Annotated in this window: 26 protein-coding genes and 1 tRNA gene; 18 read left to right on the top strand and 9 right to left on the bottom strand. The window is 61.6% G+C overall.

Translation table 11 applies throughout. From position 1 onward, the window contains the following. Positions 1-14: 14 nt before the first annotated feature. Positions 15-1,178 carry an acetyl-CoA C-acetyltransferase gene (locus V7651_RS01230; protein WP_335611920.1) on the top strand — a complete coding sequence of 388 codons (1,164 nt, stop codon included), beginning with the start codon at positions 15-17 and terminating at the stop codon, positions 1,176-1,178. Between the two features lie 36 nt (positions 1,179-1,214). Here the strand turns inward: V7651_RS01230 and V7651_RS01225 are convergent, their stop codons facing one another. Genes V7651_RS01225 through V7651_RS01215 form a run of 3 tightly spaced genes read right to left on the bottom strand, consistent with a single transcriptional unit; the run spans position 1,215 to position 4,720 of the window. After that, the gene (locus V7651_RS01225; protein WP_335611919.1) at positions 1,215-1,391 is read right to left on the bottom strand and encodes a hypothetical protein; all 177 of its coding nucleotides are present in this window, start codon (positions 1,389-1,391) and stop codon (positions 1,215-1,217) included. Continuing rightward, entirely contained in the window at positions 1,388-2,515 is a 1,128-nt protein-coding gene (locus V7651_RS01220) for a PepSY-associated TM helix domain-containing protein (RefSeq protein WP_335611918.1), read from the bottom strand. The genes V7651_RS01225 and V7651_RS01220 overlap by 4 nt, the downstream gene beginning before the upstream one ends. A gap of 18 nt (positions 2,516-2,533) precedes the next feature. Next, the gene (locus V7651_RS01215) at positions 2,534-4,720 is read right to left on the bottom strand and encodes a TonB-dependent receptor (RefSeq protein WP_335611917.1); all 2,187 of its coding nucleotides are present in this window, start codon (positions 4,718-4,720) and stop codon (positions 2,534-2,536) included. A gap of 162 nt (positions 4,721-4,882) precedes the next feature. Here V7651_RS01215 and V7651_RS01210 point away from each other — a divergent pair, with 162 nt between their 5' ends. The 5 genes from V7651_RS01210 to hisC all read left to right on the top strand — a co-directional run bounded on the left by V7651_RS01210 (position 4,883) and on the right by hisC (position 11,401). Further along, the gene (locus tag V7651_RS01210; protein WP_335611916.1) at positions 4,883-5,260 is read left to right on the top strand and encodes a hypothetical protein; all 378 of its coding nucleotides are present in this window, start codon (positions 4,883-4,885) and stop codon (positions 5,258-5,260) included. Positions 5,261-5,413: 153 nt separating this feature from the next. After that, positions 5,414-7,504 (top strand): amidohydrolase family protein, encoded by a 2,091-nt coding sequence (locus V7651_RS01205; protein ID WP_335611915.1) that lies wholly within the window; start codon positions 5,414-5,416, stop codon positions 7,502-7,504. Between the two features lie 297 nt (positions 7,505-7,801). Further along, positions 7,802-9,397 carry a cation:proton antiporter gene (locus V7651_RS01200; RefSeq protein WP_035540830.1) on the top strand — a complete coding sequence of 532 codons (1,596 nt, stop codon included), beginning with the start codon at positions 7,802-7,804 and terminating at the stop codon, positions 9,395-9,397. Positions 9,398-9,420: 23 nt separating this feature from the next. Beyond that, on the top strand, positions 9,421-10,194 hold the full coding sequence (locus V7651_RS01195; protein ID WP_335611914.1) for a hypothetical protein: 774 nt from the start codon (positions 9,421-9,423) through the stop codon (positions 10,192-10,194). A 115-nt stretch (positions 10,195-10,309) separates the two neighbouring features. Beyond that, positions 10,310-11,401 carry a histidinol-phosphate transaminase gene (gene hisC / locus V7651_RS01190; RefSeq protein ID WP_335611913.1) on the top strand — a complete coding sequence of 364 codons (1,092 nt, stop codon included), beginning with the start codon at positions 10,310-10,312 and terminating at the stop codon, positions 11,399-11,401. Here hisC and panC read toward each other — a convergent pair. After that, entirely contained in the window at positions 11,385-12,263 is an 879-nt protein-coding gene (panC, locus tag V7651_RS01185) for a pantoate--beta-alanine ligase (protein WP_335611912.1), read from the bottom strand. The two genes, hisC and panC, sit on opposite strands and share 17 nt — an antisense overlap. Positions 12,264-12,330: 67 nt before the next feature. On the opposite strand from panC, the gene V7651_RS01180 reads away from it, so the two are divergent. Then, on the top strand, positions 12,331-12,795 hold the full coding sequence (locus tag V7651_RS01180; RefSeq protein ID WP_035540836.1) for a hypothetical protein: 465 nt from the start codon (positions 12,331-12,333) through the stop codon (positions 12,793-12,795). 100 nt (positions 12,796-12,895) lie between these two features. Continuing rightward, complete coding sequence (locus V7651_RS01175; protein WP_051614835.1) at positions 12,896-13,735, top strand: division plane positioning ATPase MipZ; 840 nt, start codon at positions 12,896-12,898, stop codon at positions 13,733-13,735. On the opposite strand, the gene V7651_RS01170 is transcribed toward V7651_RS01175, so the two are convergent. Next, positions 13,732-14,586 carry an SDR family NAD(P)-dependent oxidoreductase gene (locus V7651_RS01170; protein ID WP_335611911.1) on the bottom strand — a complete coding sequence of 285 codons (855 nt, stop codon included), beginning with the start codon at positions 14,584-14,586 and terminating at the stop codon, positions 13,732-13,734. The two genes, V7651_RS01175 and V7651_RS01170, sit on opposite strands and share 4 nt — an antisense overlap. 107 nt (positions 14,587-14,693) lie before the next feature. Here V7651_RS01170 and tgt point away from each other — a divergent pair, with 107 nt between their 5' ends. Then, positions 14,694-15,839, top strand: coding sequence for a tRNA guanosine(34) transglycosylase Tgt (gene tgt, locus V7651_RS01165; protein ID WP_335611910.1), 1,146 nt, complete (start codon positions 14,694-14,696; stop codon positions 15,837-15,839). On the opposite strand, the gene V7651_RS01160 is transcribed toward tgt, so the two are convergent. Then, on the bottom strand, positions 15,742-16,485 hold the full coding sequence (locus V7651_RS01160) for a hypothetical protein (RefSeq protein ID WP_335591360.1): 744 nt from the start codon (positions 16,483-16,485) through the stop codon (positions 15,742-15,744). The genes tgt and V7651_RS01160 overlap by 98 nt on opposite strands. Positions 16,486-16,582: 97 nt before the next feature. On the opposite strand from V7651_RS01160, the gene V7651_RS01155 reads away from it, so the two are divergent. From V7651_RS01155 to folK, 5 genes are all read left to right on the top strand, one after another. Continuing rightward, positions 16,583-16,658 (top strand) — tRNA-Lys (locus tag V7651_RS01155). Positions 16,659-16,877: 219 nt separating this feature from the next. Beyond that, the gene (locus V7651_RS01150; RefSeq protein ID WP_335611909.1) at positions 16,878-17,264 is read left to right on the top strand and encodes a hypothetical protein; all 387 of its coding nucleotides are present in this window, start codon (positions 16,878-16,880) and stop codon (positions 17,262-17,264) included. Positions 17,265-17,328: 64 nt separating this feature from the next. Next, positions 17,329-18,168: a dihydropteroate synthase gene (gene folP / locus V7651_RS01145; protein ID WP_335611908.1), complete on the top strand. Its 840-nt coding sequence runs from the start codon at positions 17,329-17,331 to the stop codon at positions 18,166-18,168. After that, positions 18,165-18,530: a dihydroneopterin aldolase gene (gene folB, locus V7651_RS01140; protein ID WP_335611907.1), complete on the top strand. Its 366-nt coding sequence runs from the start codon at positions 18,165-18,167 to the stop codon at positions 18,528-18,530. Before folP ends, folB begins: the two co-directional genes overlap by 4 nt. Further along, positions 18,523-19,047 (top strand): 2-amino-4-hydroxy-6-hydroxymethyldihydropteridine diphosphokinase, encoded by a 525-nt coding sequence (folK, locus tag V7651_RS01135; RefSeq protein ID WP_335611906.1) that lies wholly within the window; start codon positions 18,523-18,525, stop codon positions 19,045-19,047. The genes folB and folK overlap by 8 nt, the downstream gene beginning before the upstream one ends. On the opposite strand, the gene V7651_RS01130 is transcribed toward folK, so the two are convergent. The 3 genes from V7651_RS01130 to V7651_RS01120 are packed head-to-tail and all read right to left on the bottom strand — an operon-like array spanning position 19,044 to position 21,962. Then, the gene (locus V7651_RS01130) at positions 19,044-20,462 is read right to left on the bottom strand and encodes an NAD(P)(+) transhydrogenase (Re/Si-specific) subunit beta (RefSeq protein ID WP_335611905.1); all 1,419 of its coding nucleotides are present in this window, start codon (positions 20,460-20,462) and stop codon (positions 19,044-19,046) included. The two genes, folK and V7651_RS01130, sit on opposite strands and share 4 nt — an antisense overlap. 4 nt (positions 20,463-20,466) lie before the next feature. Next, a complete protein-coding gene (locus V7651_RS01125; protein ID WP_335611904.1) occupies positions 20,467-20,835 on the bottom strand; it encodes a proton-translocating transhydrogenase family protein in 369 nt (122 codons plus the stop codon). After that, on the bottom strand, positions 20,832-21,962 hold the full coding sequence (locus V7651_RS01120) for a Re/Si-specific NAD(P)(+) transhydrogenase subunit alpha (RefSeq protein WP_035540848.1): 1,131 nt from the start codon (positions 21,960-21,962) through the stop codon (positions 20,832-20,834). The genes V7651_RS01125 and V7651_RS01120 overlap by 4 nt, the downstream gene beginning before the upstream one ends. A gap of 59 nt (positions 21,963-22,021) precedes the next feature. Here V7651_RS01120 and V7651_RS01115 point away from each other — a divergent pair, with 59 nt between their 5' ends. The 4 genes from V7651_RS01115 to V7651_RS01100 all read left to right on the top strand — a co-directional run bounded on the left by V7651_RS01115 (position 22,022) and on the right by V7651_RS01100 (position 25,301). Continuing rightward, positions 22,022-22,789, top strand: a complete 768-nt coding sequence (locus tag V7651_RS01115; RefSeq protein ID WP_035540850.1) for an SDR family NAD(P)-dependent oxidoreductase — start codon at positions 22,022-22,024, stop codon at positions 22,787-22,789. A gap of 108 nt (positions 22,790-22,897) precedes the next feature. After that, positions 22,898-23,155: a hypothetical protein gene (locus tag V7651_RS01110; RefSeq protein ID WP_035540852.1), complete on the top strand. Its 258-nt coding sequence runs from the start codon at positions 22,898-22,900 to the stop codon at positions 23,153-23,155. A gap of 73 nt (positions 23,156-23,228) precedes the next feature. Continuing rightward, complete coding sequence (gene galU / locus V7651_RS01105) at positions 23,229-24,101, top strand: UTP--glucose-1-phosphate uridylyltransferase GalU (protein WP_335611903.1); 873 nt, start codon at positions 23,229-23,231, stop codon at positions 24,099-24,101. Between the two features lie 201 nt (positions 24,102-24,302). Then, positions 24,303-25,301 carry a threonine ammonia-lyase gene (locus V7651_RS01100; RefSeq protein WP_335611902.1) on the top strand — a complete coding sequence of 333 codons (999 nt, stop codon included), beginning with the start codon at positions 24,303-24,305 and terminating at the stop codon, positions 25,299-25,301. The last annotated feature ends 8 nt before the right edge of the window (positions 25,302-25,309 follow it).

The raw sequence follows: 25,309 nt of genomic DNA, 5'->3' as shown, positions 1-25,309 counted from the left end.
GAAGGAAAACACCCATGGCTGAAGCCTATATCTGCGCCGCCGTGCGCACCGCCGGGGGCCGCCGCAATGGCCGCCTTTCGGGCATCCACGCCAACGATCTCGGCGCCCGCGCGCTTGATGCTGTGGTCGCCCGCGCCGGCATTGACCCGTCTGTCATCGAAGACGTTATCTTCGGCTGCGTCACGCAGGCTGGCGAACAGGCTGGCCAGGTTGGCCGCATGGCCGTGCTCGCCTCGGGCCTGCCCGACAGCGTCCCCGCCGTCACCATCGACCGCCAGTGCGGCTCGTCCCAGCAGGCAATCCAGTTCGCCGCGCAGGCCATCATGTCCGGCACGCAGGATGTCGTCATCGCAGGCGGCGTGGAATCCATGTCGCGCGCCATCATGGGGTCGAACTACCTACCGGGCTCCGGCATCTCGCCCATCTCTGATGCCATCAAACAAAAATATGGCGTGAAGGGCTTCAGCCAGTTCGTCGGCGCTGAAATGGTTGCCAAGAAGCATGGCTTCACGCGCGACGACACCGATGCCTTCGGCGTCGAGAGCCAGCGCCGCGCGGCTGCGGCCACCGAGGCCGGCGCCTTCAAGGACGAGATCGTGCCTGTGGAAATCGTCACGCCCGAAGGCGAGATCGAAATGCATACGGTCGATGAAGGCATCCGCCCCGGCACGACGAAAGAGGCCCTCGCTGGCCTGAAAACCATGGCCGAAGGCGGCATCCTTACCGCCGGCACATCCAGCCAGATCTGCGACGGGTCGTCCGCAGTCCTCGTCGCTTCAGCGGAAGCCGTGAAGCGCTACGGCCTGACGCCGCTCGCGCGCATCCACAATCTCACAGTCACCGCTGGCGATCCGGTCATCATGCTGGAAGAGCCGCTCTTCGCCACCGACAAGGCACTCGCCCGCGCTGGGCTGAAGATCGGCGATATTGATCTCTATGAGGTCAACGAAGCCTTCGCGTCCATCCCCATGGCCTGGGCCAAGCACACGGGCGCTGACCCGGACAAGCTCAACGTCAATGGCGGCGCCATTGCCCTCGGCCACCCGCTCGGCGCCACCGGCACCAAGCTGATGACCACGCTCATCTACGGCCTCAAGGCCCGTAACAAGCGCTGGGGCCTGCAAACCATGTGCGAAGGCGGCGGCGTCGCCAACGTCACGATCATCGAAATGGCCTGATGAAATATGGCGGGGAAGGCGCTTTGGCTTTCCCCGTCACCTTTTCCGCACAAGGGCCCATATCAGGACGCCGAGTGACGACGCTACGGCCAGTCCCGCCAGAATGTCCTGCGGTCCGTCCACCAGCAAGGCCCACACCAGGCCCGTCAGGCCGATCACGAACAGCGAGGCTGGCACGGCAAAAATCTGCCCAAGGCTGGCCTTGCGTTTCATGCGGATGTCACCGGCCCGCGGCCCGCCACAGGGCGCTTCGCCCGCACCCGTGCCACCCACAAGTACATCCCGCTTGCCAGAACGATGATCGTGATCACGTCGAGCACGGCCCAGACCATTTTCAGGAACAGCCCGCCATAGTCGCCAAAATGCAGCGGTCCTGACAGGGATAGCGCCTTCACGTACCAGGGCATTTCTCGCATGCCTGCAAAGCTGCCATCGTCGGCGCTTACCAGTGCTGGCGCGATGATATGTTCAGTCAGCGGCGTCTGGCCATGAAGGAAGATGGCGTAATGGTAGTCGGTGGAAAAGCCACTGCCCGGGAATGCCACGAACTGCAACTCCATGCCCGGCGCTTCGGCAACGGCACGGTTTACCGCAGCGTCCAGTGATGCGTAGACAGCCGGTTGCGGTGCATCGGCATAAGGCGCCACCAGATCAGCCAGTTCATGCGTTTTCCAGTTATCGATGATTGGCGTTGCCAGCGTGTTCATGACCCCCGTCAGGCCGACCACGATGACCCAGGCTACCGTCACCACGCCGAGCAGGTTATGATAATCGAGCCATTTCAGCCGGGTCGACTGGCCACGGCGGACAGTGCCGAATTCAAGCTTCCGCATGAACGGCGCATACAGCACCACGCCGGAAACGATCGCCGCAACGAACAGCGTACCCATTGCGCCGAGGAACAACATGCCCGGCAAACCGAGGAACATGTCGGTGTGCAGTTGCAGAAGGAAATCCATCACCGCTCCGCCAACATCCGCTGGCGGAACAAGGGCGCCGCTCGTCCGGTCGAATGACGCGAAGTGCATCGCGCCGCCGGGGGCGTCCGCTGTTGGTCCGGTCGTCACGTTCACAACCGGCCGGTCGATATCAAAACTCATGAAGATCGGCACTTCGCCGGGCCGTTGTGCCAATGCACCGGCGAGCAGCGCGTCGAGGTCCAGCAAGGGGCCATCGGGGTGGGCGGCCTCCCATGTCGCCGGGTTCAGCGCATCGTCAATCTCGTCATGAAAGATCAGCGGCAAGCCGGTGAGGCAGAGCATCAACAGGAAACCTGTGCACACAAGGCTCGTCCATGTGTGCACCTGGCTCCATGCCCGGATCGTCGATGATTTCATTGCGCCTGCCGGATCATCTTAGAAGTCTATCGATGCCGATACCATCAGCGTGCGAGGATTGCCTTGGATCAGGTAATTCGCACCCGGGAAGCCACCTGTCGAGGCCCAGTAGGTTTCATCCGTTACGTTCTCGACACGGGCACGCAACGTGACAGGGCGTTCCGCCATGTTCAGCGTATAGCGGGCGCCAAAGTCCAGCCGTGTCCAGCTATCGATCTCGGTTGTGTTTGTTTCGTTCACATATTGCTCGCCGGTAAACACGATCCGGCCGTCCAGCGTCAGGCCGGTTAGGGCTGGTACATCCCATTCGGCATTCAGGTTTGCCTGTGTTTCCGGCACGCCGATCACGGTATTGCCTTCGTTCACGCCACCCTCGGTCTTCGCCAGTTCGGTATCCAGGAAGGTCGCGCCGCCAATCAGACGGAAACCGTCAACAGGTTCACCGAACACGCTGAGCTCAATGCCCTGATTCTCCTGCTCGCCGGATGACTGAAACACCTGGTTCACCACAATGGCATTAGGCCGCGTTAGCGAAAAGACGCTCAGTGTGCCGCCAAAATTGCCGCCATCATACTTGACGCCGGCTTCCACCTGCTCGCCCTTGAATGGCTCCAGCACCTCGCCAGCATTGAGGATGGCCACGCCGCCACTGGTGCTGGGGGCAATGCTTCCCGGCTGCAGGCTTTCAGCATAGTTGCCATACAGCGAAATGGCAGGGCTCAGCTTGTAGACGAGACCGAAGGCGGGTGTGGTCGCGCTGTCGGAATATCCAGAAAGGCGCAAACCGGAATTATAGTCGAACGAGGTTGTCTCGATGTCCTGATGCCGCACGCCAATCGTGGCCAGAAGGCGACCCTCGATGAAGGACAGCGTGTCCGCGATGGCATAGCTCTGATTGTCGACCTCCTCGGTCTTCAGGGGATCGTTCAGTTCGCCGCCAAGGAAGAAGTCCGGCACAGGCGCGGCGACGGCCACAGGGTTGTAGAGATCGCTCGCAAACGGCGTGGCAAAGCTGGAGAATGCATAGGCGTTCTTCGACTCAACCTTGATGGTCGAGGCGGATACGACGAGGCTGTGGCCCACAGGCCCTGTATCGAATGTCGCGCGTGCGCCCGTGTCGAACGAGAGAACGTCATCCTCGCGCGTGTTGTCGAAACGGTAAGCGGTCAGGCTGCCATCGGCCGCCGCACTGGGATTGGCCAGCACATTGGCTTCCTCGCCATTGCGCACGCCACCGGCGAGCCAAACGCTGATATTGTCTGTTACGTCATATTCGCCGCGCGCCACGGCGAACAGTTGCTCTTCGTCCGTATAGGTCCATGGCTGGGCATAGTTGACGTCGGAATCCGGCACATCAGGTACGTCGCCCAATGGTGTCACCTGCGGGCGCGGCGCATCGATATGATTTTTCTGGTAGCCCGCGTCAGCCGAGAAGCGGAAGCGCTCGCCGGCATAGTCCGTGCCAAGCGAGATGACAGACAGTTCGCGCTCCTGGCCGGAGATCGAAGTTTCGCCCTCGCGCCGCACCGCGTTCATGCGAACGCCCCATTCTTCGCTGGTCCCGAACCGTGTGCCGAGATCAAGGGCGGCATAAACCTGGCTGTCGCTCTCGAAGCCGATTGTCGCACGCCGCACGCCACCATCGGGCGCGCGCTTGGGAACAAGGTTGATCGTGCCGCCAACGCCGCTACCGCCCGGCGCTGCGCCATTGATGAAAGCGTTGGCGCCGCGGAACACTTCCACCCGCTCGAACAGCTCGGCCGCCACATATTGGCGGGGCAGAATGCCGTAGACGCCATTCAGCGTTATATCGTCTGAATACACCGGAAAGCCGCGCACGATGTAGACTTCCTGAAAGTTTCCGAAGCCTTTGGCCACGCGCACGACAGGGTCGTTCTGCAGCACGTCGCCAACGCTGTCGGACTGCTGCGCCGACACGAGGTCGGCCGTGTAGGTCGTGCCTGAGAAAGGCGCGTCGAGATAGTCGAGATTTCCCAATAGTCCGGCACGGCCACCGCGCCCCACTTGGCCGCCAGCATATTCTTCCAGCAATTCCACCTGCGAGGCAGACCCCGTCACGGTTACGGTGTCGAGCACGCGCGCAGACGCATCTGACGACGAATCCTCCTGCGCAGAAGCAGAGACAGACAATGCGCCAAGCGCCACGCCCGTGAGCGCCCATTTCCAGCCAGCGGAATTCATCATTTTCTTCACCAATCCAGTCAATTTACCCCGTCTGTAAATGCAAGTCATTCTCAGATCAACAGGACTTATGTAGACGAGATGCATGCTGGAGATGCTTGTGTATTGGGGGCACAGTTCTCCAATCTTTCCCCACCCCCTTCCGGCTGACGTATAATAGCGACGATGCCGGACTACAGCCTCTTCCGCCCCATGCAGGGCTTGCCTTGGTACCTCGTACTGATCTGGCCGGTGATCTATTTCCGGATTCAGCGCCTGATGGACTGGTTCCAGGTCAATGGCGGCCCGGGCTCGCAAATGTTCTGGGGGCTCAGCAAAACAGGTCACGCCGTCCTTATCCGGGTATCAGACGACCTGTCCGGGCATCGTTCGGGGTGTTTTCGGGCACCGGTCTCGCCTCGCCTGAGACTTGCTCTGGCTGCCGAAACAATCAGCCCGTGTCCCCTGCGCAGGCAGGGGCGGCGAATCCCGGCCAGTCGCACGCCCGCGCCCCTGCCTGCGCAGGGGGCACGGGCTTGCTTGCTGCCGCTGCCGGACACCTGACCGCGAACACCATCCTGAAAACCCAAACTTCACCTCCAAGCGCCTTCACAGGCGTCGCAAACATTTGCCCATAATCTGGATTCCTCTGATCATCTGTGCCACCTAATCCGCTGAAAGCGCCGCAAGGGCGCGCGGTACGGCAGAGGAAACGCGATGATCAACCGGCTCACACTTATGGCGCTGGGCGGCGCCTTCTTTCTCGGCGGCTGTGCTCACGAGGCGGAAGTCGCGCCCGCAACCATCGTCGAGGCCGAAGCGCCTGAGGCTCCGGAGCCGGTGACCGAGGCCTATACGGTCCGCCTCTTCGGCGCCGATATCGGCGAGATGACCGCCGTGACCACAGGCCCCGGCATCAAGGTCGACTATGAATACCGCAACAATGGCCGCGGGCCGACCATGGCCGAAACCATTCTCCTGGGCGAGGACGGATTACCCGTAAGCTGGACCGTCGATGGCAACACCACGTTCGGCAACAAGGTCACCGAAACCTTCGCCCTTGATGATGGCACCGCCCGCTGGGTCGATACGACGGGCCCGGGCATGGCCGACGCTGACGAAGCGAAAATCTACATCGCCCAGAATGCCTCGCCCTATGCGCTCGCAGTCTACGCCCACGCGCTCCTGGCCGATGATGACCAGACTCTCGCCGCCTATCCGGCAGGTGCTCTCCACCTTGAGGCCCTCGAAGACGTCACCGTTGAAGGCGGTCCCGAGCCCATCGGCACCACGGCCTATGCCCTGACCGGCGAAAGCCTAGACCCGACTTATTTCCTGATGGACGCTAATGACGCCTTCTTCGCCGTCATCAGCCCACGCTTCCTCGTCATCCGCAAAGGCTATGAAGGCGCCGAGGCCCAGCTCACCAATCTTGCCACGCGCCTTGCCTCAGAGCGCTATGAGACGATCCAGACCAGGACCGCCCATAATTACGGCACGCCCGTCCGCATCGCCGACGTGCGCATCTTCGATCCGGTGAAGAAGGCGCTGACCGGCCCGGTCTCCGTCCTCGTCGAAGGCACCACGATCAAGGCGATCGAAGCGGCCAATGTCAGCCATCCCGACGAGACCATTATAGATGGCAATGGCGGAACCCTGATCCCCGGCCTCACAGACATGCACGGCCATGTTGGCCAGGACGATGCGCTGCTCAACATCGCCGCCGGTGTCACGCTGATCCGCGACATGGGCAATGACAATGCGAAACTGGCCGAACTGATTGGCAAGATCGACGACGGAACGCTCGCCGGCCCGCGCATCGTCAGGAACGGTTTCATTGAGGGCAAGAGCCCGTTCAACTCCAATAACGGCATGCTCGTCTCCAGCAAGGAAGAAGCCGTCGCCGCCGTCGACTGGTATGCTGACCAGGGCGACTATTTCCAGATCAAGATCTACAACTCGATCAACCCGGACTGGGTGCCTGCCATGGTCGCTGAAGCCCGCAAGCGCGGCCTCGGTGTCACCGGCCATGTCCCGGCCTTCACCAATGCCAATACCATGATCGAAGCCGGTTATGATGAGATGACCCACATCAACCAGGTCATGCTCGGCTGGGTGCTTGAGCCCACCGAAGACACGCGCACCCTCCTGCGCCTCACCGCCCTGCAGCGCCTGCCAAAGGTCGACTTGGACAGCCCGCAGGTCCAGCACACGCTCGACCTTATGGTCGAGAATAATGTTGCCATCGACCCGACCTATGAGATTCACGAAGCGCTGCTTCTCTCCCGCAACGGCGAAGTGCAGGCTGGTGTGGTGGATTATATCGATCATATGCCCGTCGGCGAGCAGCGCGATGCCCGCGCGGCCTGGTCCAATATTGAAACGCCGGAAGACGATGCAGCCTATGCCGGCGCCTTCGACCAGATCACCGGCACGCTGAAGCGCATGAAGGATCGCGGCATCTTCATCCTGATGGGCACCGACATGGGCGGGGCCTTTACCCTGCACCGTGAATTGGAGCTCTATCAGAATGTCGGCTTCACCCCGGCCGAAATCCTGGCGCGCGCAACCCAGGAAGCGGCCGACTATGTGAAGCTCGGCGATAAGGTTGGTTCAATCACGCCCGGTAAGAAAGCGGACTTCTTCCTTGTCCCCGGCAACCCGGTCGAAGACCTGAAGGCGATCAAGACGATCAAACTCGTATCCAAGGATGGGACGATTTACTTCCCAACCGAAATCTATCCGTATTTTGGCATCGAGCCCTTTACCGAAATTCCCGATGTGATGGCGCCTGCATCGGCCAATTAGGGCGCTGCTACGCGCATTCTGTAAAATCTGTTCCGGGAGGCGCTGTAAAAAGTTCAGCAAGCCTTAGCAAAATCTTACGGCCGCAGCGGGCCCGAAAGGGCATGCTGCGGCTGTTTTAGTTAACCCAATTGTTTGAATACTTTCGGAAAATTAACACAGAGGTCCCAAGTTGCGGGCCGCGCGTTAACCATCATTACCTATCTGCAAGAATGATGCGGCTTTAGGGCTTAGTTTACGGGTCCGGCGCATTGTGGGCGAAGGTTAATACCAAGCCTTCCGTTGTTAAGAGGTGATACAATGCTGAAGAAAACTGTGCGCTGGGGCGCAGACGTCGGCTGTCAGTCGAAAATCAAGCCGCTCGACCCGAAAGCTGACATGTCGGAGTTTGGCCTGAAGGGTAAGCTGGCCGAAGGCGAGCTCGGCTTCAACCGCGCGCTGACCAAGCGCGACGCCAAGAAAGATGCCGCAGACGCCATCCCTGCGTCCGATGCGATTACGCAGGACCAGTGGAGCGAACGCGAACAGCAAATTGCAGAACGCGCGGAATCCGTGCGCCGGGGGCTCACCACCTGGCTCAGCACGACCGCAGCGAGCGTGCGTAACTTCATTCATGACTGCACGCCCATCGACATCTATCCCGATCAGCTGCGCGAGGCGATCAAGTCGGAAGAGAACGAGTATCGTCACTACGAACTCGATGATGTCAGCGATGCCAAGCAGAGCCATTCGGCGGCTATCGTGGAACTCCAGCAGTTCCGCGCCCGCCATGGCGACAAGATCGGCGACCGCACGCCCGACATTAAAAAGAATGTCGAGCAGACCGTCGCGATCCTCGTCTTCATCATGCTGCTTGAAGGCGGCTTCAACGCGCTGCTCTTCAAGGATGCGCAGGCCTCCGGTCTTCTTGGCGGCCTGATGATCGCCTTCGCCGTCAGCGCCGTGAACGTGTGCTTGGGTGTCATCACCGGCTTCTTCGGCATGCGCTATGCGCTGAACCATCCCAACATGGCCATGCGCGTTATTGGCGGCGTCGTTCTGGCTTTAGGCCTAACCAGCGGTATTTTGCTCAACTTCTTCGTCGCGCATTTCCGCGACGCCGTTGAGACCGGGCTGATCGCGGCGACCGCTGCTGGCACGATGGGTGAATTCTCGATGTTCAATATCGCGCCAGGCGATGTGATCGCTGGCATGTTCCCTAACATTATCGGCCTGCACAGCTTCATCGCGCTTGGCCTGCTTTTCATGGGCCTCACCGTGTTCGGCCTCGCGGTCTACGAAGGCTATGACCGCATCTCCGACCGCTACCCCGGCTATGGCCGTGTCTGGCGCAAGGAGCGCAAGGCCTATGAGCGTCGCCAGCAGGTGCGCAACGACGTGCGCGACGACCTGTCGGACTATTTCACCCAGTGCCGCATGTGGTTTGAGACACAGCTCTCGCGTCACGTATCTGCCAAGCGTGAAATCGAGAAGGCGCTGAACGAACTCGAAGCCCGCCGCGACATTGCCATGGCCATCGCCGCCAAGGCCGCTGACCAAGAGCGTTCGCTGAAAGTGGCTTACCGTCAGGCCCACCGCCGCGCCCGCAACCAGCTGCGCGACAAGTTGGGCGAGCAGGCCGCATGCCCGGCCTATTTCGACGAGATCGTCACGCCGCAACTGCCGCCCTTCGATTATACGAAGGAACGTGATCAGGCGAATGATGCGATCAAGGCCATCGACCAGAACCTGAAAGCACTGAACATGACCCGCGAATGGCTGGAGCAACACATCCAGCAGGTCCAGAAAGGACTGTCGAGCATCGACAAGAAAGTGGGCGAAGAAATCGAGAAGGTCCGTGAAGGCAAATCTGCTGGCAAGGCCTTCGTATCCGTGGACGAAGCGCGCCGCGCCTAAAGCGGGCGGCAGGAGGCAAGACAATGGCTAGAAGACGCGAAAGAGGACCCTGGTTCTGGCGTGGCATGATCGGCGCGATGCTGGCGGGCGTATTCGGCCTGTTCGCGCTGGTGGCGTTCAACATTCCGCCGTCCGTCATGCCTGAAACCGCCTGCCGCGTGGACCGCAAGGATCCCGCCCATACCGTCATCCTGCTGGACCAGTCAGATCCGTTCAATCCGAACGACCTCGACTGGGTGCATGAGTTCGTCGATACCGAAGCCCGCGCCCTGCCGAAGTATGGCCGGCTTACCGTGATGACGCCGAACGCGGCGAGCCCCTATGATCCAAAGGTCATCTTCGTGAAATGCTCGCCGGGCAGCGTTGCCGATGCCAACCCGATCACGCAGAACCCCAAGATGATCGAGCAGACCTGGCAGTCGACCTTCTACAAGCCGCTGATAGCCGAGATCGAAACGGCCCTTCAGGACACCCGCCAGCCAAGCTCGCCTTTGTTTGAATCGCTCTATACGATTGCCGACCGGGCTGACTTCCAATCAAGCGCCGAGAACCGCCGCGTCGTGGTCGTGTCGGACCTGATGCAGCATTCCGATGGCTTCTCGTTCTACAAGGTCGGCGCGGACTATGATGCCTATCTTGGCTCCAAGGCGGCCGAGACCAAGCCGCACATGGACCATGTCCAGGTCGTCGCGCGCATCGTGCCCCGGCAGATCTACGACCTGCCCTTGGCGGACGTGAAAGCCTTCTGGCGGGCCTATTTCACTGAGGCGGGCGCCGAGTACGGCTCGGTCAACTAGGCGCCATCTATCGTGTTCCTTACGAAGGCCGTCTCGCAAGGGACGGCCTTCCTGCATTCCCGGCGCGTCAAAGATCGCCATTTCCCGGTGGCCTGCTTTGGTGTAACCGCGCGGCATGACCGATATTCGTCCTCTTCCGCATGTCCTGAACATCAAACCCTATGTGCCCGGCGGCAAGCTGGCCGGTGCCAAGGGGCGCGTGGCCATGCTGGCCTCCAACGAGAACCCGTTCGGGCCGAGCCCCAAGGCCATCGAGGCCATGCGCGAGGCTGCGGCCAGCGTCCACGTCTATCCTGATCCGGGCTATGGTGCGCTGCGCGAGGCCATCGCTGCGGCAACCGGCATTGCCGATCCGAACCGGATTGCGGTCTCGTCTGGCTCTGACGAGATTATCCACTTGCTGACGCAGTGCTATGCCGGGCCCGGCGACGAGATCCTCCAGACCGAGCACGCGTTTTCGATGTACGCCGTCTCGGCCATGTCACACGGGGCAACATGCATTTCGGTTCCCGAGACTGACCTGACCGCTGGCGCCAACGCCATCCTCGGAGGCGTGTCGGAGCGCACGAAAATCCTGTTCCTTGCGAACCCCAACAACCCGACGGGCACGATGATGACCGTCGAGGCGCTGACGGCCCTGCAGGACGCCCTGCCGCCGCATGTCCTCTTCGTGATCGACGGCGCCTATGCCGAATATGTCAGCCCTGAGTATGAGGCCGCGATCCGCGACCTGGTCGACCGGCGCAGTAATACGGTGATGATGCGCACCTTTTCCAAGATCCATGGGCTCGCCGCAGCCCGCCTCGGCTGGGCCTACCTGCCGCAGCAGGTGTCAGAGGTTTTCCAGCGCATTCGCGGCCCCTTCAACGTGAATGGTCTCGCAGTGGCGGCTGGCATGGCCAGCATCGGCGACACGGAATTCCTGACCAAGAGCCGCGAGCACAATACGCTCTGGCGGGCGAAGCTGACTGAGGCGCTGAAGGCGATGCGGCTGCCCACACCGCAGTCGCACGCGAACTTCGTTATTCCCGACTTCGGGACGGCTGAACGCGCGGCGGCGGCGAATGAATGGCTGAAGGCGCGTGACATCCTTGTGCGCGCTGTGGGTGGCTACGGCCTGCCGACGCGCCTGCGCATCAGCGTAGGCTCAGCCGAGGATAACGAGGCCGTGCTGGCCGCGCTGAAGGATTTCACCGCGTCGCACTGATATTGTCGATGAGGCGGGTCTTGCCCATCCACGCCGCGCCCAGCAGCCGCGCGACCGTGCCCGGTGCCAGCGGCGCATCCGGCAGGTCCAGCAGCGTGTCCGGATCGACCAGGCTGATATAGTCCAGTTTCCGGAACCCGGCCGCCGTCACGAGGGCGCGCGCTTCGTCCAGCGCCACGGATGGCGTCACCCCGATCGCCAGCCGTACCGACGCGCGATGCAAAGCGGCCTGCAGGGCGCCCGCCGCGATTCGCTCATCGGCGGTCAGGTAGAGGTTGCGCGATGACTGGGCGAGGCCGTCAGCATCCCGTGTGGTCTCTCCCCCGATGATTTCCACAGGAAATCCGAGGTCACGCACCATGCGACGAATGATCTGCAGCTGCTGGTAGTCCTTCTCGCCGAACACGGCGACGTCTGGTTGCACATGAATGAAGAGGCGCGCGACCACGGTGGCCACACCATAGAAGAAATGGGGCCTGTAGACGCCGTCCAGCAGGTCCGACATGCCTTCCACGCGCACGTTCGTGGTGTTTCCGTCGGGATACATCTCTTCAACTGTTGGCAAATAAACGAGGTCGCACCCGACCGATGCGAGCTTCGAAATATCGGCGTCGGAGTCGCGCGGATAGGTGTCGAAATCCTCTCCGGGAGCGAATTGGGTCGGGTTCACGAAGATGCTGGCGACGGTTCGCGAGGCCTTTTCCCGTGCCTTTTCAACGAGGGAGAGGTGCCCCCTATGAAGAGCGCCCATTGTGGGCACGAAACCGACCGTCTCGCCTGCCTGTTTCCATGCCCGGATCAGCTGTCCTAGCTCGGCGCGCGTGCGAACGACCGCGACCGGTTTACCTGTACTCGAATTCACTTTGAAAAGGCCCCGACTGGCTATGAAGTAAACGAGTTGTTAACCCAAACGGGGGATTTTTAAACCCATGACACACCGCATCCTCGCTCCGATTAAGTCTTTCGCGCTTTCTGCAGCCCTTCGGGTCGCTGCTGGCAGGTTCAAAACACTTGAAGCCACGGCGCCAGAGCCGAGGATCAGGTCATTCGCACCTGAAGATATGTCGGACGACTGGATGTTTGAAGGTCGCGTCACGCCGGTTTCGGCTGATGCGCATGTCTTCTCGCGTGAGATGTCGCGCGTGTCCGGCGCGCTCAGCGGATTGCGGTCACTGCTCACACAGATTTCGGCGCATGCGCCAGTTTATGATGCCATTCCGGAAGAGGCTCCATTCGGCGCGCTCGTCGGTGACGCATTCCTCTTCGACGGCGAGCCAATGGCTGCAAGCTATGGTCCCGCGCCGACCGAAGATGCCTACCTCTTTGAGGACGCACCGATGTATATGCCAGCTGCGACACGTCGCGGTAGTGAAGGCGTGTCGCGCGTCGCCTGAGGGCTTCGACCTTGTTTGTTTTAACCGCTGAGAACGTGTGGAGTCGCTCAACATGCCCGCTGATGGATTCGCCCCGGTAAGTAAGGTGGGTGTCCCGGACATGTCAGTGCAGCAACGCGACGCGCGTGTAATTGTCGTCGGCAATGAAAAAGGCGGAGCGGGCAAGTCGACCGTCTCCATGCACCTGTCCGTCGCGCTGATGCGCATGGGCAAGAAGGTGGGCATCGTTGACCTCGACGTGCGCCAGCGTACCCTGACCCGCTATCTCGAAAACCGCCTGCGCTGGATGCAGTCCACCGGCGCAAAGCTGCCGATGCCGGAAATCATCCGCGTCGATGCCAGCACCGAGCGCGATCTCGACAAGGCCGAAGCGGAAGAAACCGAGCGTTTCCTCTCCAGCCTCGCACGCCTCAAGAAAGCCTGTGACTTCGTGCTGGTCGATGCGCCCGGCGGTGACACGTTCCTGTCGCGCCTTGCGCATGTCAGCGCCGACAGCCTGATCACACCGCTGAATGACAGCTTCGTCGACTTTGACCTTTTGGGCGACGTGAACCCGCAGACGCTGGAAGTCATCCGGCCGAGCTTCTATTCCGAGATGGTCTGGTCGTGCCGCAAGAAGAAGGCACAGGCGAGCCGCCGTCCGATCGACTGGATCGTGATGCGTAACCGCATGTCGCCGCTGGCGGCCAAGAACAAGGAACGCGTCGGCGAAGCGCTTGAGAATCTCTCCAAGCGCATCGGCTTCCGCCTCGCGCCGGGCCTTTCCGAGCGCGTGATCTACCGGGAGCTCTTCCCGGCAGGCCTCACCCTGCTGGACCTCACCGAGAAGGGCTCGAATGTGTCCTTCACGATGAGCCACGTGGCTGCGCGCCAGGAAATGCGCGACCTCCTGATCGTTCTGCAATTGCCGGAACTCGTAGGCGCCGAAATCGAGTTCTAGTGACGCAGTGTCCGGTCACGGATCCTGTCAAAGCCTGCCTTGATCGCCGCAAAACGCTCATCCACACCTGACTCGAACATGTTGTCAGTGAAGATGTACGGCCAATCTTCCTCAATGCCTTCCCGCACCAGTTCGCCAACATAGAGCGGATCGATACCCTTGTTGATAAGGTCGGCCGCCATCTGGGCGAATTCGGATTTGTTCGCTTCGGCCGCTGCAGCTTCCATATCGATCTTGTCATTATACCGGCCGGGCAGGTTGCGGCCTGATTCCATGATTTTCGTGCGGATGAAGCCCGGGCAGAGAACGGAGACGCCGATGCCGCGCAGGGCGAGCTCCGGGCGCAGGCCCTCCGAGAGGGCCACGACGCCGTATTTGGTGACGTTGTAGGCGGGCGCGACAGCGGCGACGAGGCCGGCCATCGAGGCCGTTGAAACAATCTGGCCGCCTTCGCCATGCGATTCGATCAGCGGGCCAAAAATCTCGATGCCCCAGATGACGGACATGAGGTTGACGCCAATGGTCCAGTCCCACGCCGCATCGTTCCACTGGCCATAGCCGCCTGCGCCGCCGACGCCGGCATTGTTGACCAGGATATGGACCTTGCCGAAGCGCTTGATCGTTTCATCGGCAGCCGCCTGTAACTGATCCTTCAGCGAGACATCGGCGAGCACGCCGGCGACATCCGCATTGGTCTGTTTGAGGTTGCTGATGGCTGTGTCGAGCGCATCCTTTTCGATGTCGCACATCATCACTTTGACGCCCGCTTGAGCGAGCGCTGTGGCGATGCCGAGCCCAATGCCTGATGCTGCGCCTGTTACGAATGCCGTCTTGCCAGCCAGATCTTTCATTTCCGTCCCTCGTTTTCTTTAAGCATGCGCCCCGCATGTCGCGGCGACAAGTCGTGACGCATCGGAACCCTAGGCAGGAATGGCTGCAACCCTTATAGGCCTCGCGCATGGCCACATTTCCCTTCCAGATCAAAGCCACCGAGGGCGCAGCCCGCACCGGTACACTGACCACGCCGCGCGGCGAAATCCGCACGCCGGCCTTCATGCCCGTGGGCACGGCGGGCACGGTCAAGGCGCTCTATATGGACCAGGTGAAGTCGGCAGGCGCTGACATCATCCTTGGCAACACCTATCACCTGATGCTGCGGCCCGGCGCTGAGCGCGTGAAGCGGCTCGGCGGCCTGCATAGCTTTGCCCACTGGGATGGTCCCATGCTGACCGACAGCGGCGGTTTCCAGGTCTGGAGCCTCGCCCAGCTGCGCAAGATGGACGCCGATGGCGTCACCTTCCAGAGCCATATCGATGGCTCCATGCACCGCCTGACGCCTGCGCGCAGCATCGAGATACAGGCCGACCTGCTGGGCGCCGACATTTCCATGCAACTGGACGAGTGCACCAACTTCCCGTGCACCCATAAGGAAGCCGAGCGCAGCCTGACCCTGTCGCTCGACTGGGGGCAGCGTTCGCTGGATGCTTTCGGTGACCGCGACAGCCAGACCCTGTTCGGCATCATCCAGGGCTCCAACTTCGCTGACCTGCGTGAGCAGTCCGCCAAGGGCGTCGTGGCGCAGGGCTTTGGCGGTATCGCGCTGGGCGGCCTCGCTGTGGGCGAAGGCCACGAACAGATGTGCGCGACGATCGACATGACCGTGCCACACCTGCCGGGCCACCTGCCACGCTATGTGATGGGAGTGGGCAAGCCCATCGACCTGGTTGAGAGTGTGGCGCGCGGCATCGACATGTTCGATTGCGTGCTGCCGACCCGCTCAGGTCGTCATGGGCAGGCCTGGACATGGGCCGGACCGGTCAACGTCAAGAACGCGCAATTCGCCGAAGACCTGTCACCACTCGACGAGGGCGTCGATTGCCCGGCCAGTCGCGACTATTCGCGGGCCTATTACCACCACCTGTTCAAGGCTGGGGAATATCTCGGCCCCATGCTCCTCAGCTGGCACAATACGGCTTTCTTCCAGTCCCTGATGGCCGAGATCCGCCTCAGTATTCTGGAGGGACGGTTTGAAGCCCTTCGCTCTGAATTGGCGGTGCGGTGGGCCGGGACAAAGTCGTCTCCGAAGGCTGAGCCTGAGGCTTAGGTGCAGGCAGGGGCTGCGGTGTATCGCCCCGGAACTGTATGCTGTTGTCCGGCACTGCCTGAACCATGAAGTCCGGCCGGGCAGGGGGCGGGCAGCCCTTCGCGAGCCCATATCCTTTCAGGTACGCCCGCTGCTGGGCGCCGATCTTGAAAGCGCGGTTATACTTCTTCTCGTGGCTTTCGGCGCCGGTTGCCTTGCGGATAAGGCCGCGAAACGGGATGAACCCGCGCGCTTCGGACGCTAACGCATTGAGCGTCGCCTCGGCCGCCGAATCAGCCAGGATTTCTGTTTTCAGCCGGTCGTCGGGGCTGGGCGTATCCCAGTCGGGCCCCAAAACCCTGTCGAGCTTGGCGAGGCGGGCCTCGACATCCTCGCATGTCATGGTCGGCGACAGCTGGTATGGGCTCTCAACGCCATCCAGAACCTGCGGAATCTCTTCCCGGCGCAGGTTCAGGTCTTCGAGCGGCGACAGGGCAGCGTCTGGCAAGCCTTTGCGGGTCTGCGTGATGGCGCTGTTGGCAGCGGTGCTGACATCTGCACGCAGGGAAGGGTTGGCGGCATTCTCCACCGGTTGGCTGGATTGCGGATTACTCGCGCAGGCGGCGAGGCCCAATGATAGGGCCAGATAGGCGATTTTAGTGCTCATGAGGCGAGGGTGAAGTGAAAAATATGGCGACATCAAGCCATCCTGTGCAGGTAGCGGTTGACCCGGAAGGCGCCGTTGCCTAAATGGCGCCTTCGGCGTGCCCATAGCTCAGCTGGTAGAGCAACTGACTTTTAATCAGTAGGTCGCAGGTTCGAACCCTGCTGGGCACACCATCCCCCCTCTTTCAAACAGAATACGCCGATGAAAGAGCGGGACGCGGCGTCGGAAAACGCCGCCGATTTGCGCCAAAAATTCCCACATCAGACTCCGCCGGATACTTGGCTTGAAGCCATGTATCGCCTCACATCCCTTACGGGATGGGCGGGTATGCCGCTTAAGCGGAACGTGCGCTGGTCTCAGCCATTGGTTCTTCAGACATGAAGGAGAACCATATGACCCAGGAAACAGCCGACAAAGACCCGCAGCGCGAACAGGACCTGAGCGAACAGCGTGGCTATGGCGAAACGCACGGCCGCAAGGACGAGACGGCAGAATCAGGCTTTCGTCGCGGCGAGGCCACAGATCTCGGCGGCGACCATGGCGTGCTTCGTGACGACGGCCAGCCTCGTCCCGAAGGTGATGACAGCCAGCATATAGATGCCCAGCGAAGCGACGTGGTAAGCCCAAGAGACGAGCGCATGCCGAACACGCCTAAGACCCTCAACGCCGACAAGGGCAGCCGCAACGCCACGCCTGGCGCTTTGAAGCCTGCTCCGGATGGTGAACTGCTGGAGGATGCTTATTCGCAGAACGATCCCGGCGTTGAAACCAAGCAATAGGGCCGTTTGCTCGTGTCACCTGTAAGGCTATATGCACCTGCAGGAGTCGCGGGAGATAAAGCCTATGAACGGAAACCTGACGAGACGGGCCCGCTTGCGAGACGATGTTCTTGCGCGCGCCAGAGATCAGGTGCTGCTGATGGGCATTCTGAACGTCACGCCTGATTCCTTTTCAGATGGCGGCCAGTTCCTGAATCCCCGTGCAGCCATGGCGCAAGTCGAGGCGCTGGATGCTGATGGCGCTGACATCATTGATGTTGGGGGCGAGTCCACCCGTCCCGGCGCTGCCGAGGTGAGCGCTGAAGACGAGATTGAACGGGTTCTCTCGGTCATTCCCGGCTTGTGCGCCAGTTCATCCCGGATTGTCTCCATCGACACCTACAAGGCCGAGGTTGCCCGCGCAGCGGCTGCCGCTGGCGCTGTTATCATCAATGATGTCTGGGGCATGACGCGGGATGCGGGCATGGCGCAGGCCGTGGCCGAAACCGAAAGCGCTGTGGTGGTTACCTACAATCGCGGCGACATACAGCCCGACATCAACATTGCCGACGACATGCGCGATTTCTTTGCGAATGCCTTTGCCATGGCGGCAGCGGCGGGCATTCCGCGTGAGCATGTGATTCTCGATCCGGGCGTCGGCTTCGGTAAGACGTGGCAGCAGAACTTTGACGTGTTGGCGCGTCTCGACGTGCTGATGGATTTCGGCGTTCCGGTTCTGGTGGGCGTATCGCGCAAGTCTTTCATTGGCCGCCTTCTGGACCGCGAGGTGCAGGACCGGCTGATCGGCACGCTTGCCGCTGGGCTCGCCAGCGTCCAGAGAGGCGCCACGATACTGCGGGTGCACGATGTACGTGAACACGCGGACGCCCTGAAGATGCTGAAGGCGATAGACGAGGCAGGATGACAGACCGGATTTTCGTTTCGAACCTCCATATCCATGGCCACCATGGGGTTATGGATGCGGAGAAGTCGCTCGGGCAGCGCTTTATGGTCGATATTGACTGCGCTGTGGCGCGGCCGGCTGATGCGGCGGACCAGATGAGTGATACGGTTCACTATGGTGAGCTGTGTGACCTGGCGACTGAAGTGTCGGCGGCGACGGTGTTTAACCTGATTGAAACGCTGGCGCACAAGCTGGCTGAGGCCATCCTGAAAAAATTCGAGCTTGTTCAGACGGTTACCATCACCGTGCGCAAGCCGTCGGCGCCGATCAAGTATGCTGTCGACCATGTCGGCGTGTCCGTGACGCGCAGCCGCGATGGCTGAGGTTGCGCTGGGACTTGGGTCCAACATGGGTGACCGTGTGGACCATCTTGTGACCGCTTTGAGGGCTATTGAGTCCATTCCCGGGTGCTTCGGAGTCCATTCCTCGTCCGTTTACCGGACAAAGCCCTGGGGCAAGGTCGACCAAGGCGACTTCCTGAACCTCTGCGTCTTGACCGAGACCGATCTGGCGCCGCTCGACCTACTGGCGGCGGTGAAGGGCATTGAGCGTGATCTGGGACGTGTGGAGCGCGAGCGCTGGGGGCCGCGCGAGATTGATATCGACATTCTGACCATGGACGGCGTGACGCTGGAGAGCGACATGCTGACCCTGCCGCATGCGCGCATGAGCGAGCGCCTGTTCGTGCTGATGCCTCTGGCGGAGATTGCGCCGGGCCTGGTGGTGAACGGGGTGCCCGTAAAGGAAACGGCCCGCGCGCTGGAAGCGGCGGGCCGTCCGGATGATTGCGTATTGGATGCGGACGCGTCTGAGACGATCCGGGCCGCTTTCGCCGCCTAGAGGTTCTTGACGATATCCTCGACCATCTTCTTGGCATCAGCGAGCAGCATCATCGTGTTGTCGCGGAAGAAGAGCTCGTTCTCGATACCGGCATAACCGGAGCCCATCGAGCGCTTGATGAAGAGGACCGTACCGGCATTTTCCACATCGAGGACAGGCATGCCGTAGATCGGTGATGTCTTGTCGGTCTTGGCGGCCGGGTTGGTCACGTCATTGGCGCCGATGACGAAGGCGACTTCGGAATTGCGGAAGTCGGAGTTGATGTCTTCGAGTTCGAAGACTTCGTCATAGGGCACCTGCGCTTCGGCGAGGAGCACGTTCATATGGCCGGGCATACGACCTGCAACAGGGTGGATGGCGTATTTGATCTCGACGCCTTCTTCCTTGAGCTTGTCGCACATCTCTTTCAGGGCGTGCTGGGCCTGGGCGACCGCCATGCCATAGCCGGGCACGATGATGACCTTGGAGGCGTTCTTCATGATGAAGGCCGCATCCTCCGCCGAGCCGCGCTTGAACGGACGGTCGACCTGAACACCGCCGCCACCAGCGGCTGCATCGTCGCCGCCGAAGCCGCCGAGGATGACCGAGATGAAGCTGCGGTTCATGCCCTTACACATGATGTAGGAAAGGATCGCGCCCGAAGAGCCGACGAGCGCGCCGGTGATGATGAGGGCGAAGTTGCCGAGCGTGAAGCCAAGCGCCGCAGCGGCCCAGCCCGAATAGGAGTTCAGCATCGACACGACGACGGGCATGTCGGCGCCGCCAATCGGGATGATCAGCGTGATGCCGAGGATCAGCGCAAGCGCGGTGAGCGCAAGGAAGGCCCAGTGAGCGTGCCCGTGGCTGGCCATCAGGACGCCGACAAGGATAACGATTCCTGCAGCCAGCGCGATGTTCAGCACATGGCGACCGGGCAGCATGATTGGCGCGCCGCCCATGTTGCCATTGAGCTTGGCGAAGGCGATCAGCGAGCCGGTGAAGGTGAGCGCGCCGATGGCCGAGCCGAGCGATAGCTCGATCAGGGAGGCCACGTGGATGCCCTCTGCGTCTGCAATGCCGAAGCCGAGCGGGGCGTAGAGCGCAGCGCCAGCAACCAGCACGGCGGCGAGGCCGACGAGGCTGTGGAAGGCGGCGACGAGTTGCGGCATCGCGGTCATGGCGATGCGCTTGGCGATGACAGCGCCTACGGTGCCACCGATGGCGACAGCGCCGAGGATGATGCCCCATGTGGCGACATCAAGCTGGTTCCAGAGGAGGGCAATGGTCGTGCCGACGGCGATGGCCATGCCGATCATGCCGTTGCGGTTGCCCTTGCGGCTGGTGGCCGGGGAGGACAGGCCGCGCAGGGCCAGGATGAAGAGTACGCCTGCAACAAGATACAGGGCGGGTGCGAGGGTGGAGTGGAAACTATCCATCAGATTACTCCCCCTTCTTTTTATACATGGCGAGCATGCGTTGGGTGACGAGGAAGCCGCCGAAGATGTTGACGCTGGCGAGCATCACGGCGACGCCGCCGAGGATCTTGGCGATCCAGTTGTCGGCGGTGAGGCCGGCCGCGGCAGCGGCGACAAGCGCGCCAACGATGATCACGGACGAGATGGCATTGGTCACGGCCATCAGTGGCGTGTGCAGGGCGGGTGTGACGCTCCACACGACGTAATAGCCGATGAAACAGGCCAGCACGAAAATGGCGGCGAGGAAGATGGTGGGGTTAACGCCGCCGGCGTCTGCAAAGGCAGGCGCAGCGAGGAGGAACGCCGTGGCGGCGAGGCTGCTGAGGCGTTTCATGATTTCACCCTGTCATTCACGGTTTCGCCATTGCGCGTAAGCAGCATGGCGGTGACGATTTCGTCATCGGTATCGAGGTTGAGCGCGCCGGTTTCGGCTGTCACGAGCGGCAGGAAGGCCAGCAGGTTCTTGGCGAAGAGCGAGCTTGCATCGGCGGGCAGGCGGGCAGGGAGGTTTGAGAAGCCAGCGAGCTTCACGCCGCCGACATCGACAATCTCGTCGGATTTCGATAGCGGGCAGTTGCCGCCTTGCGATACGGCCATATCGACAATGACCGAACCCGGCTTCATTGTTTTCACCATGGCCTCGGTGACGAGGACAGGCGCTGCGCGGCCGGGAATCAGGGCCGTCGTGATGACGATATCCTGCTTGGTGATGTGGCTGGCGGTGAGTTCGGCCTGCTTGGCCTGGTATTCCGGCGACATCTGCTTGGCGTAACCGCCAGCGGTTTCGGCGGCCTTGAACTCTTCATCCTCGACCGCGATGAACTTGGCACCGAGCGAGGCGACCTGTTCCTTGGCGGCGGGGCGAACGTCCGTTGCCGTAACCACGGCCCCCAGACGACGGGCCGTTGCGATAGCCTGAAGGCCGGCAACGCCGACGCCCATGATGAAGACCTTGGCCGGCGCAATCGTGCCAGCGGCGGTCATCATCATTGGCATGGCGCGGCCATAGATTTGCGCGCCTTCGATGACGGCGCGGTAGCCTGCGAGGTTGGATTGAGAAGAGAGGGCGTCCATGGACTGCGCGCGGGATATGCGCGGGGTGAATTCCATCGACAGGGCTGCGATTTTTTTGGCGTTGAGCGCGTCCAGCAGGCCGGGCTCAATGGCGAACGGGTCCATGAGTGTGATCAGGGCAACGCCGTCCGGAAGGGCTGCCACTTCGGCAACTTCCGGCACACGTACCTTGAACACCACATCGGCACCCTTGGCGGTTTCAGCGGCATCACTGCCGATCCGCGCACCTTCGGCCTTGTAGGCATCATCCATAAAGCCCGCGACCGTTCCCGCACCCGACTCAACGGTTACGGAATGTCCCAGACCAACCAACTTCTTGACGGTCTCCGGTGTTGCGGCCACACGGGTCTCACCGGAGCGTCGCTCCCTCAGCACTGATATTTTCATGTGAGGGAGATAGGGGCAATTTATTGCCTCACGCAACACCAAATTTGGAGATATGGGGCATGGGTATGTTTAGTTTGGCTAATCGGACGGCGTTGGTCACCGGCGCATCGAGCGGGTTGGGCCGCCACTTTGCAGGTGTGCTGGCAGATGCGGGCGCGCACGTCGTGCTGGCCGCGCGGCGGATGGACCGTCTTGAAGAAGTGGCTGCCGAGATCGGGTCACGTGGCGGCAAGGCCATGACGGTCGCGATGGACGTGACCAGCGACAAGAGCGTCAGCGACGCGTTTGCGACGATCGGCGAAACGCTGGGCCGCCCGTGTGACGTGATCATCAACAATTCGGGCATGTCGCGCGAAGGCTGGTTCCGCGACATGGCGGAGGAAGACTGGAACGCCGTCATCGACACGAATCTCACGGGCGTGTGGCGGGTGGCCAAGCATGGCGCGAATGCCATGGTCGCGGCCGGGGCCAAGGGATCAATCGTGAATATTGCTTCGATCACGGCGCACCAGCCGCAGATGATGACCACGGCCTATTGCGTGTCGAAGGCCGGGGTGGATCACATGACCCGCCAGATGGCCGTCGAAATGGCGCGCTTCGGCGTGAGGGTGAACGCGATCTCGCCGGGCTATTTCAAGACCGAGATAAATGATGAGTATCTCGACTCCGATGCCGGCGACGCGATGCGCAAGCGGGTGCCGATGCGCCGGTTCGGCGAATATGCCGAGCTAAGCGGGGCGCTGCTGCTGCTCTCGTCGGATGCGGGCAGTTTCATGACCGGATCAACGATTGTGGTTGATGGCGGGCATCTGCTGATGCCGCTCTGAGGCGCGGCGGTCAGGGTCAATAAAGGCCTAACCATTTCGATACGCTGCGTTAGGCAAAACTTAGGGCCTGTCTGCCATAAGCCGGTAACCAATCCACCGGAGAGCCCCATGGCTGCCAAGCCCGTTGAAAAGCCACTGCCGCACGCTGAAGCCGAACAGGCGTCTGCCGAGAGCCCTGTAAAGGCTGTCGAAAGCCACGGCGCGCTTCGTCATGTGGCTTCGCCTGCGCATGCGCTCCAGGCGCGCATCGCCGCGAGCCTGAACACATCCTATCATGTCTCCGGGCGCCGCATTCTGGCGACCGTGCTGGTGGCGCTGTTGTCCACCTGCGTCGCCGGAATCGTCATTTTCGCCGCGCTCGTCTAGGCACCCCAAGCTGGCCTTGGTGTCCATAATGGGCGATAGGTCTTCCCAACTCGATACTTAACAGGAGCCGCCAATGCGCGTCAGGAAAGCAGTTCTCCCGGTTGCGGGCTTTGGTACACGGGTTCTGCCCGCCACGAAAACCATCCCCAAGGAGATGCTGCCCGTCGTTGACCGGCCGGCGATCCAGTATGTCGTCGATGAGGCGCTTGAAGCGGGCATCGAGCACATCGTCTTCGTGACGGGGCGCAACAAGGGCGCCATCGAGGACTATTTCGACATCTCGTATGAGCTGGAAGAGTCCCTCAAGAAAAAGAACAAGACGGCGATCCTCGAGCAGGTCCAGCAGACCGTGATGCCCGCTGGCACGGCAAGCTTCGTGCGCCAGCAGTCGCCGCTGGGCCTTGGCCACGCGATCTGGTGTGCGCGTGATATCATTGGCAATGAGCCGTTCGCGGTTTTGCTGCCGGATGTGATCGTCAAGGGAAAGCCGTCGTGCCTTGCGCAGATGGTGAAGGCCTATGACGAGGTGGGCGGCAATATCGTGGCGGTCGACCCTGTGCCGATGGAGCGTGTGTCGTCCTACGGCGTGATCGCGCCGGAATCGCGGGATGGCCGTCTGATCACGATGTCGGGCATGGTTGAAAAGCCGCCGATGGAATCTGCGCCGTCGAACCTGGCGATTACGGGCCGCTACATCCTCCAGCCGGAAGTGTTCGGTCTGCTTGCCGATCAGGGCAAAGGCGCGGGTGGCGAAATCCAGCTGACCGATTCCATGGCGCGCCTGATGGAGATGCAGGACTTCTTCGCCTACGAGTTCGAAGGCCTGCCTTATGATTGCGGTTCGAAGCTCGGCTATTTCGAGGCGGTTCTGGCCTTTGCGCTCGACAATCCGGAAACGGCCGAGGGCGCACGCGAGCTGGTCAAGAAGATGGCTGCAGGGCTCTAGTCTTCTGACAGGAGCGGCGCTTCGGGTGCCGCCTTGAGACCGTTCGTGCCGCCAGCCTGTCCATTCCGTGCCCCTTCTCGGACCGTTCCGTGTCCGTTGGCGGGACACGGCACGCGATATTGCCATTCGTTACGTATTTTTGATCGCATCCCGGCGAATGCGGTTTGAATTGGATTGCGTGCAGGTCTAAGGGCTTGGCGCATGACAGAGACCCTTTCCCTCCCGACTTTCGATGATGTCCTGGCCGCTGAAAAGCGGATTGCAGGCGTTGTGTGTGAAACGCCAATCCTGACCCATGCGGCGCTTGATGCGGCGGCGGGAGCTGAGTTGCTTGTGAAGGCCGAGTGCCTGCAGGTGACGGGCAGTTTCAAGATACGCGGCGCGATGAACCGGCTGGCGCAGATACCGGAAGCGGGACGCAAGGCGGGTGTCGTGGCGTTCTCGTCCGGCAACCATGCGCAGGGCGTGGCGCGGGCGGCGCGGCTGCTGGGCATGCCGGCATTGATCGTGATGCCCTCCGATGCGCCGCAGGTGAAAGTCGATGGCGTGCTGGCCGATGGCGGCGAAGTGCATCTCTATGATCGCAACAGTGAAGACCGCGAGGCGATTGCGCGCGATATTGCGGCGGCGCGGGGCGGGGCGATTGTCGTGCCGGCTTTTGATGATTTCAACGTGATTGCCGGGCAGGGCACGCTGGGGCTGGAATTTGCGCGGCAGGCGGCGGCCATGGGTAAGCCGCTGGACCATCTCATATGCTGCGCTGGTGGCGGCGGGCTGATCAGCGGCGTCGCGCTGGCCTTTGAGGGCCTGTCGGCGGGCACGAAGATCTGGACGGCCGAACCGGAGACCCATGACGACTGGGCGAAGTCTCTGGCGGCTGGGGAACTCGTGGCCAATGCACCGGGCATGCGCACCTTCTGCGATGCGATCGTGACGCCGCAGCCGGGCAACCTGACCTTTGCGATTGGCAAGCGCTTGCTGGCCGGTGGACTGGCTGTGAGCGACGCGGACGTTCGCACGGCCATGCGGCAGGCGTTCCGCTATCTCAAGATTGTTGCCGAGCCAGGCGGCGCAGCAGCGCTGGCAGCGGCAGTGCGCGGCCTGCCTGACGCGATGCGCGGGAGCCGTGTGGGCGTGGTCGTGACGGGCGGCAACGTGGATGCGGCCCTTTATGCAGACGTGATTGCAGGCCGCGACTAAATATCGGG

This window comes from Hyphomonas oceanitis, assembly GCF_036964545.1.
In the GTDB taxonomy this organism is placed as follows: Bacteria; Pseudomonadota; Alphaproteobacteria; order Caulobacterales; family Hyphomonadaceae; genus Hyphomonas; species Hyphomonas oceanitis.
The sequence above is the reverse complement of the archived record's forward strand: the minus strand, read 5'-3'. Positions and strand labels throughout refer to the sequence as shown.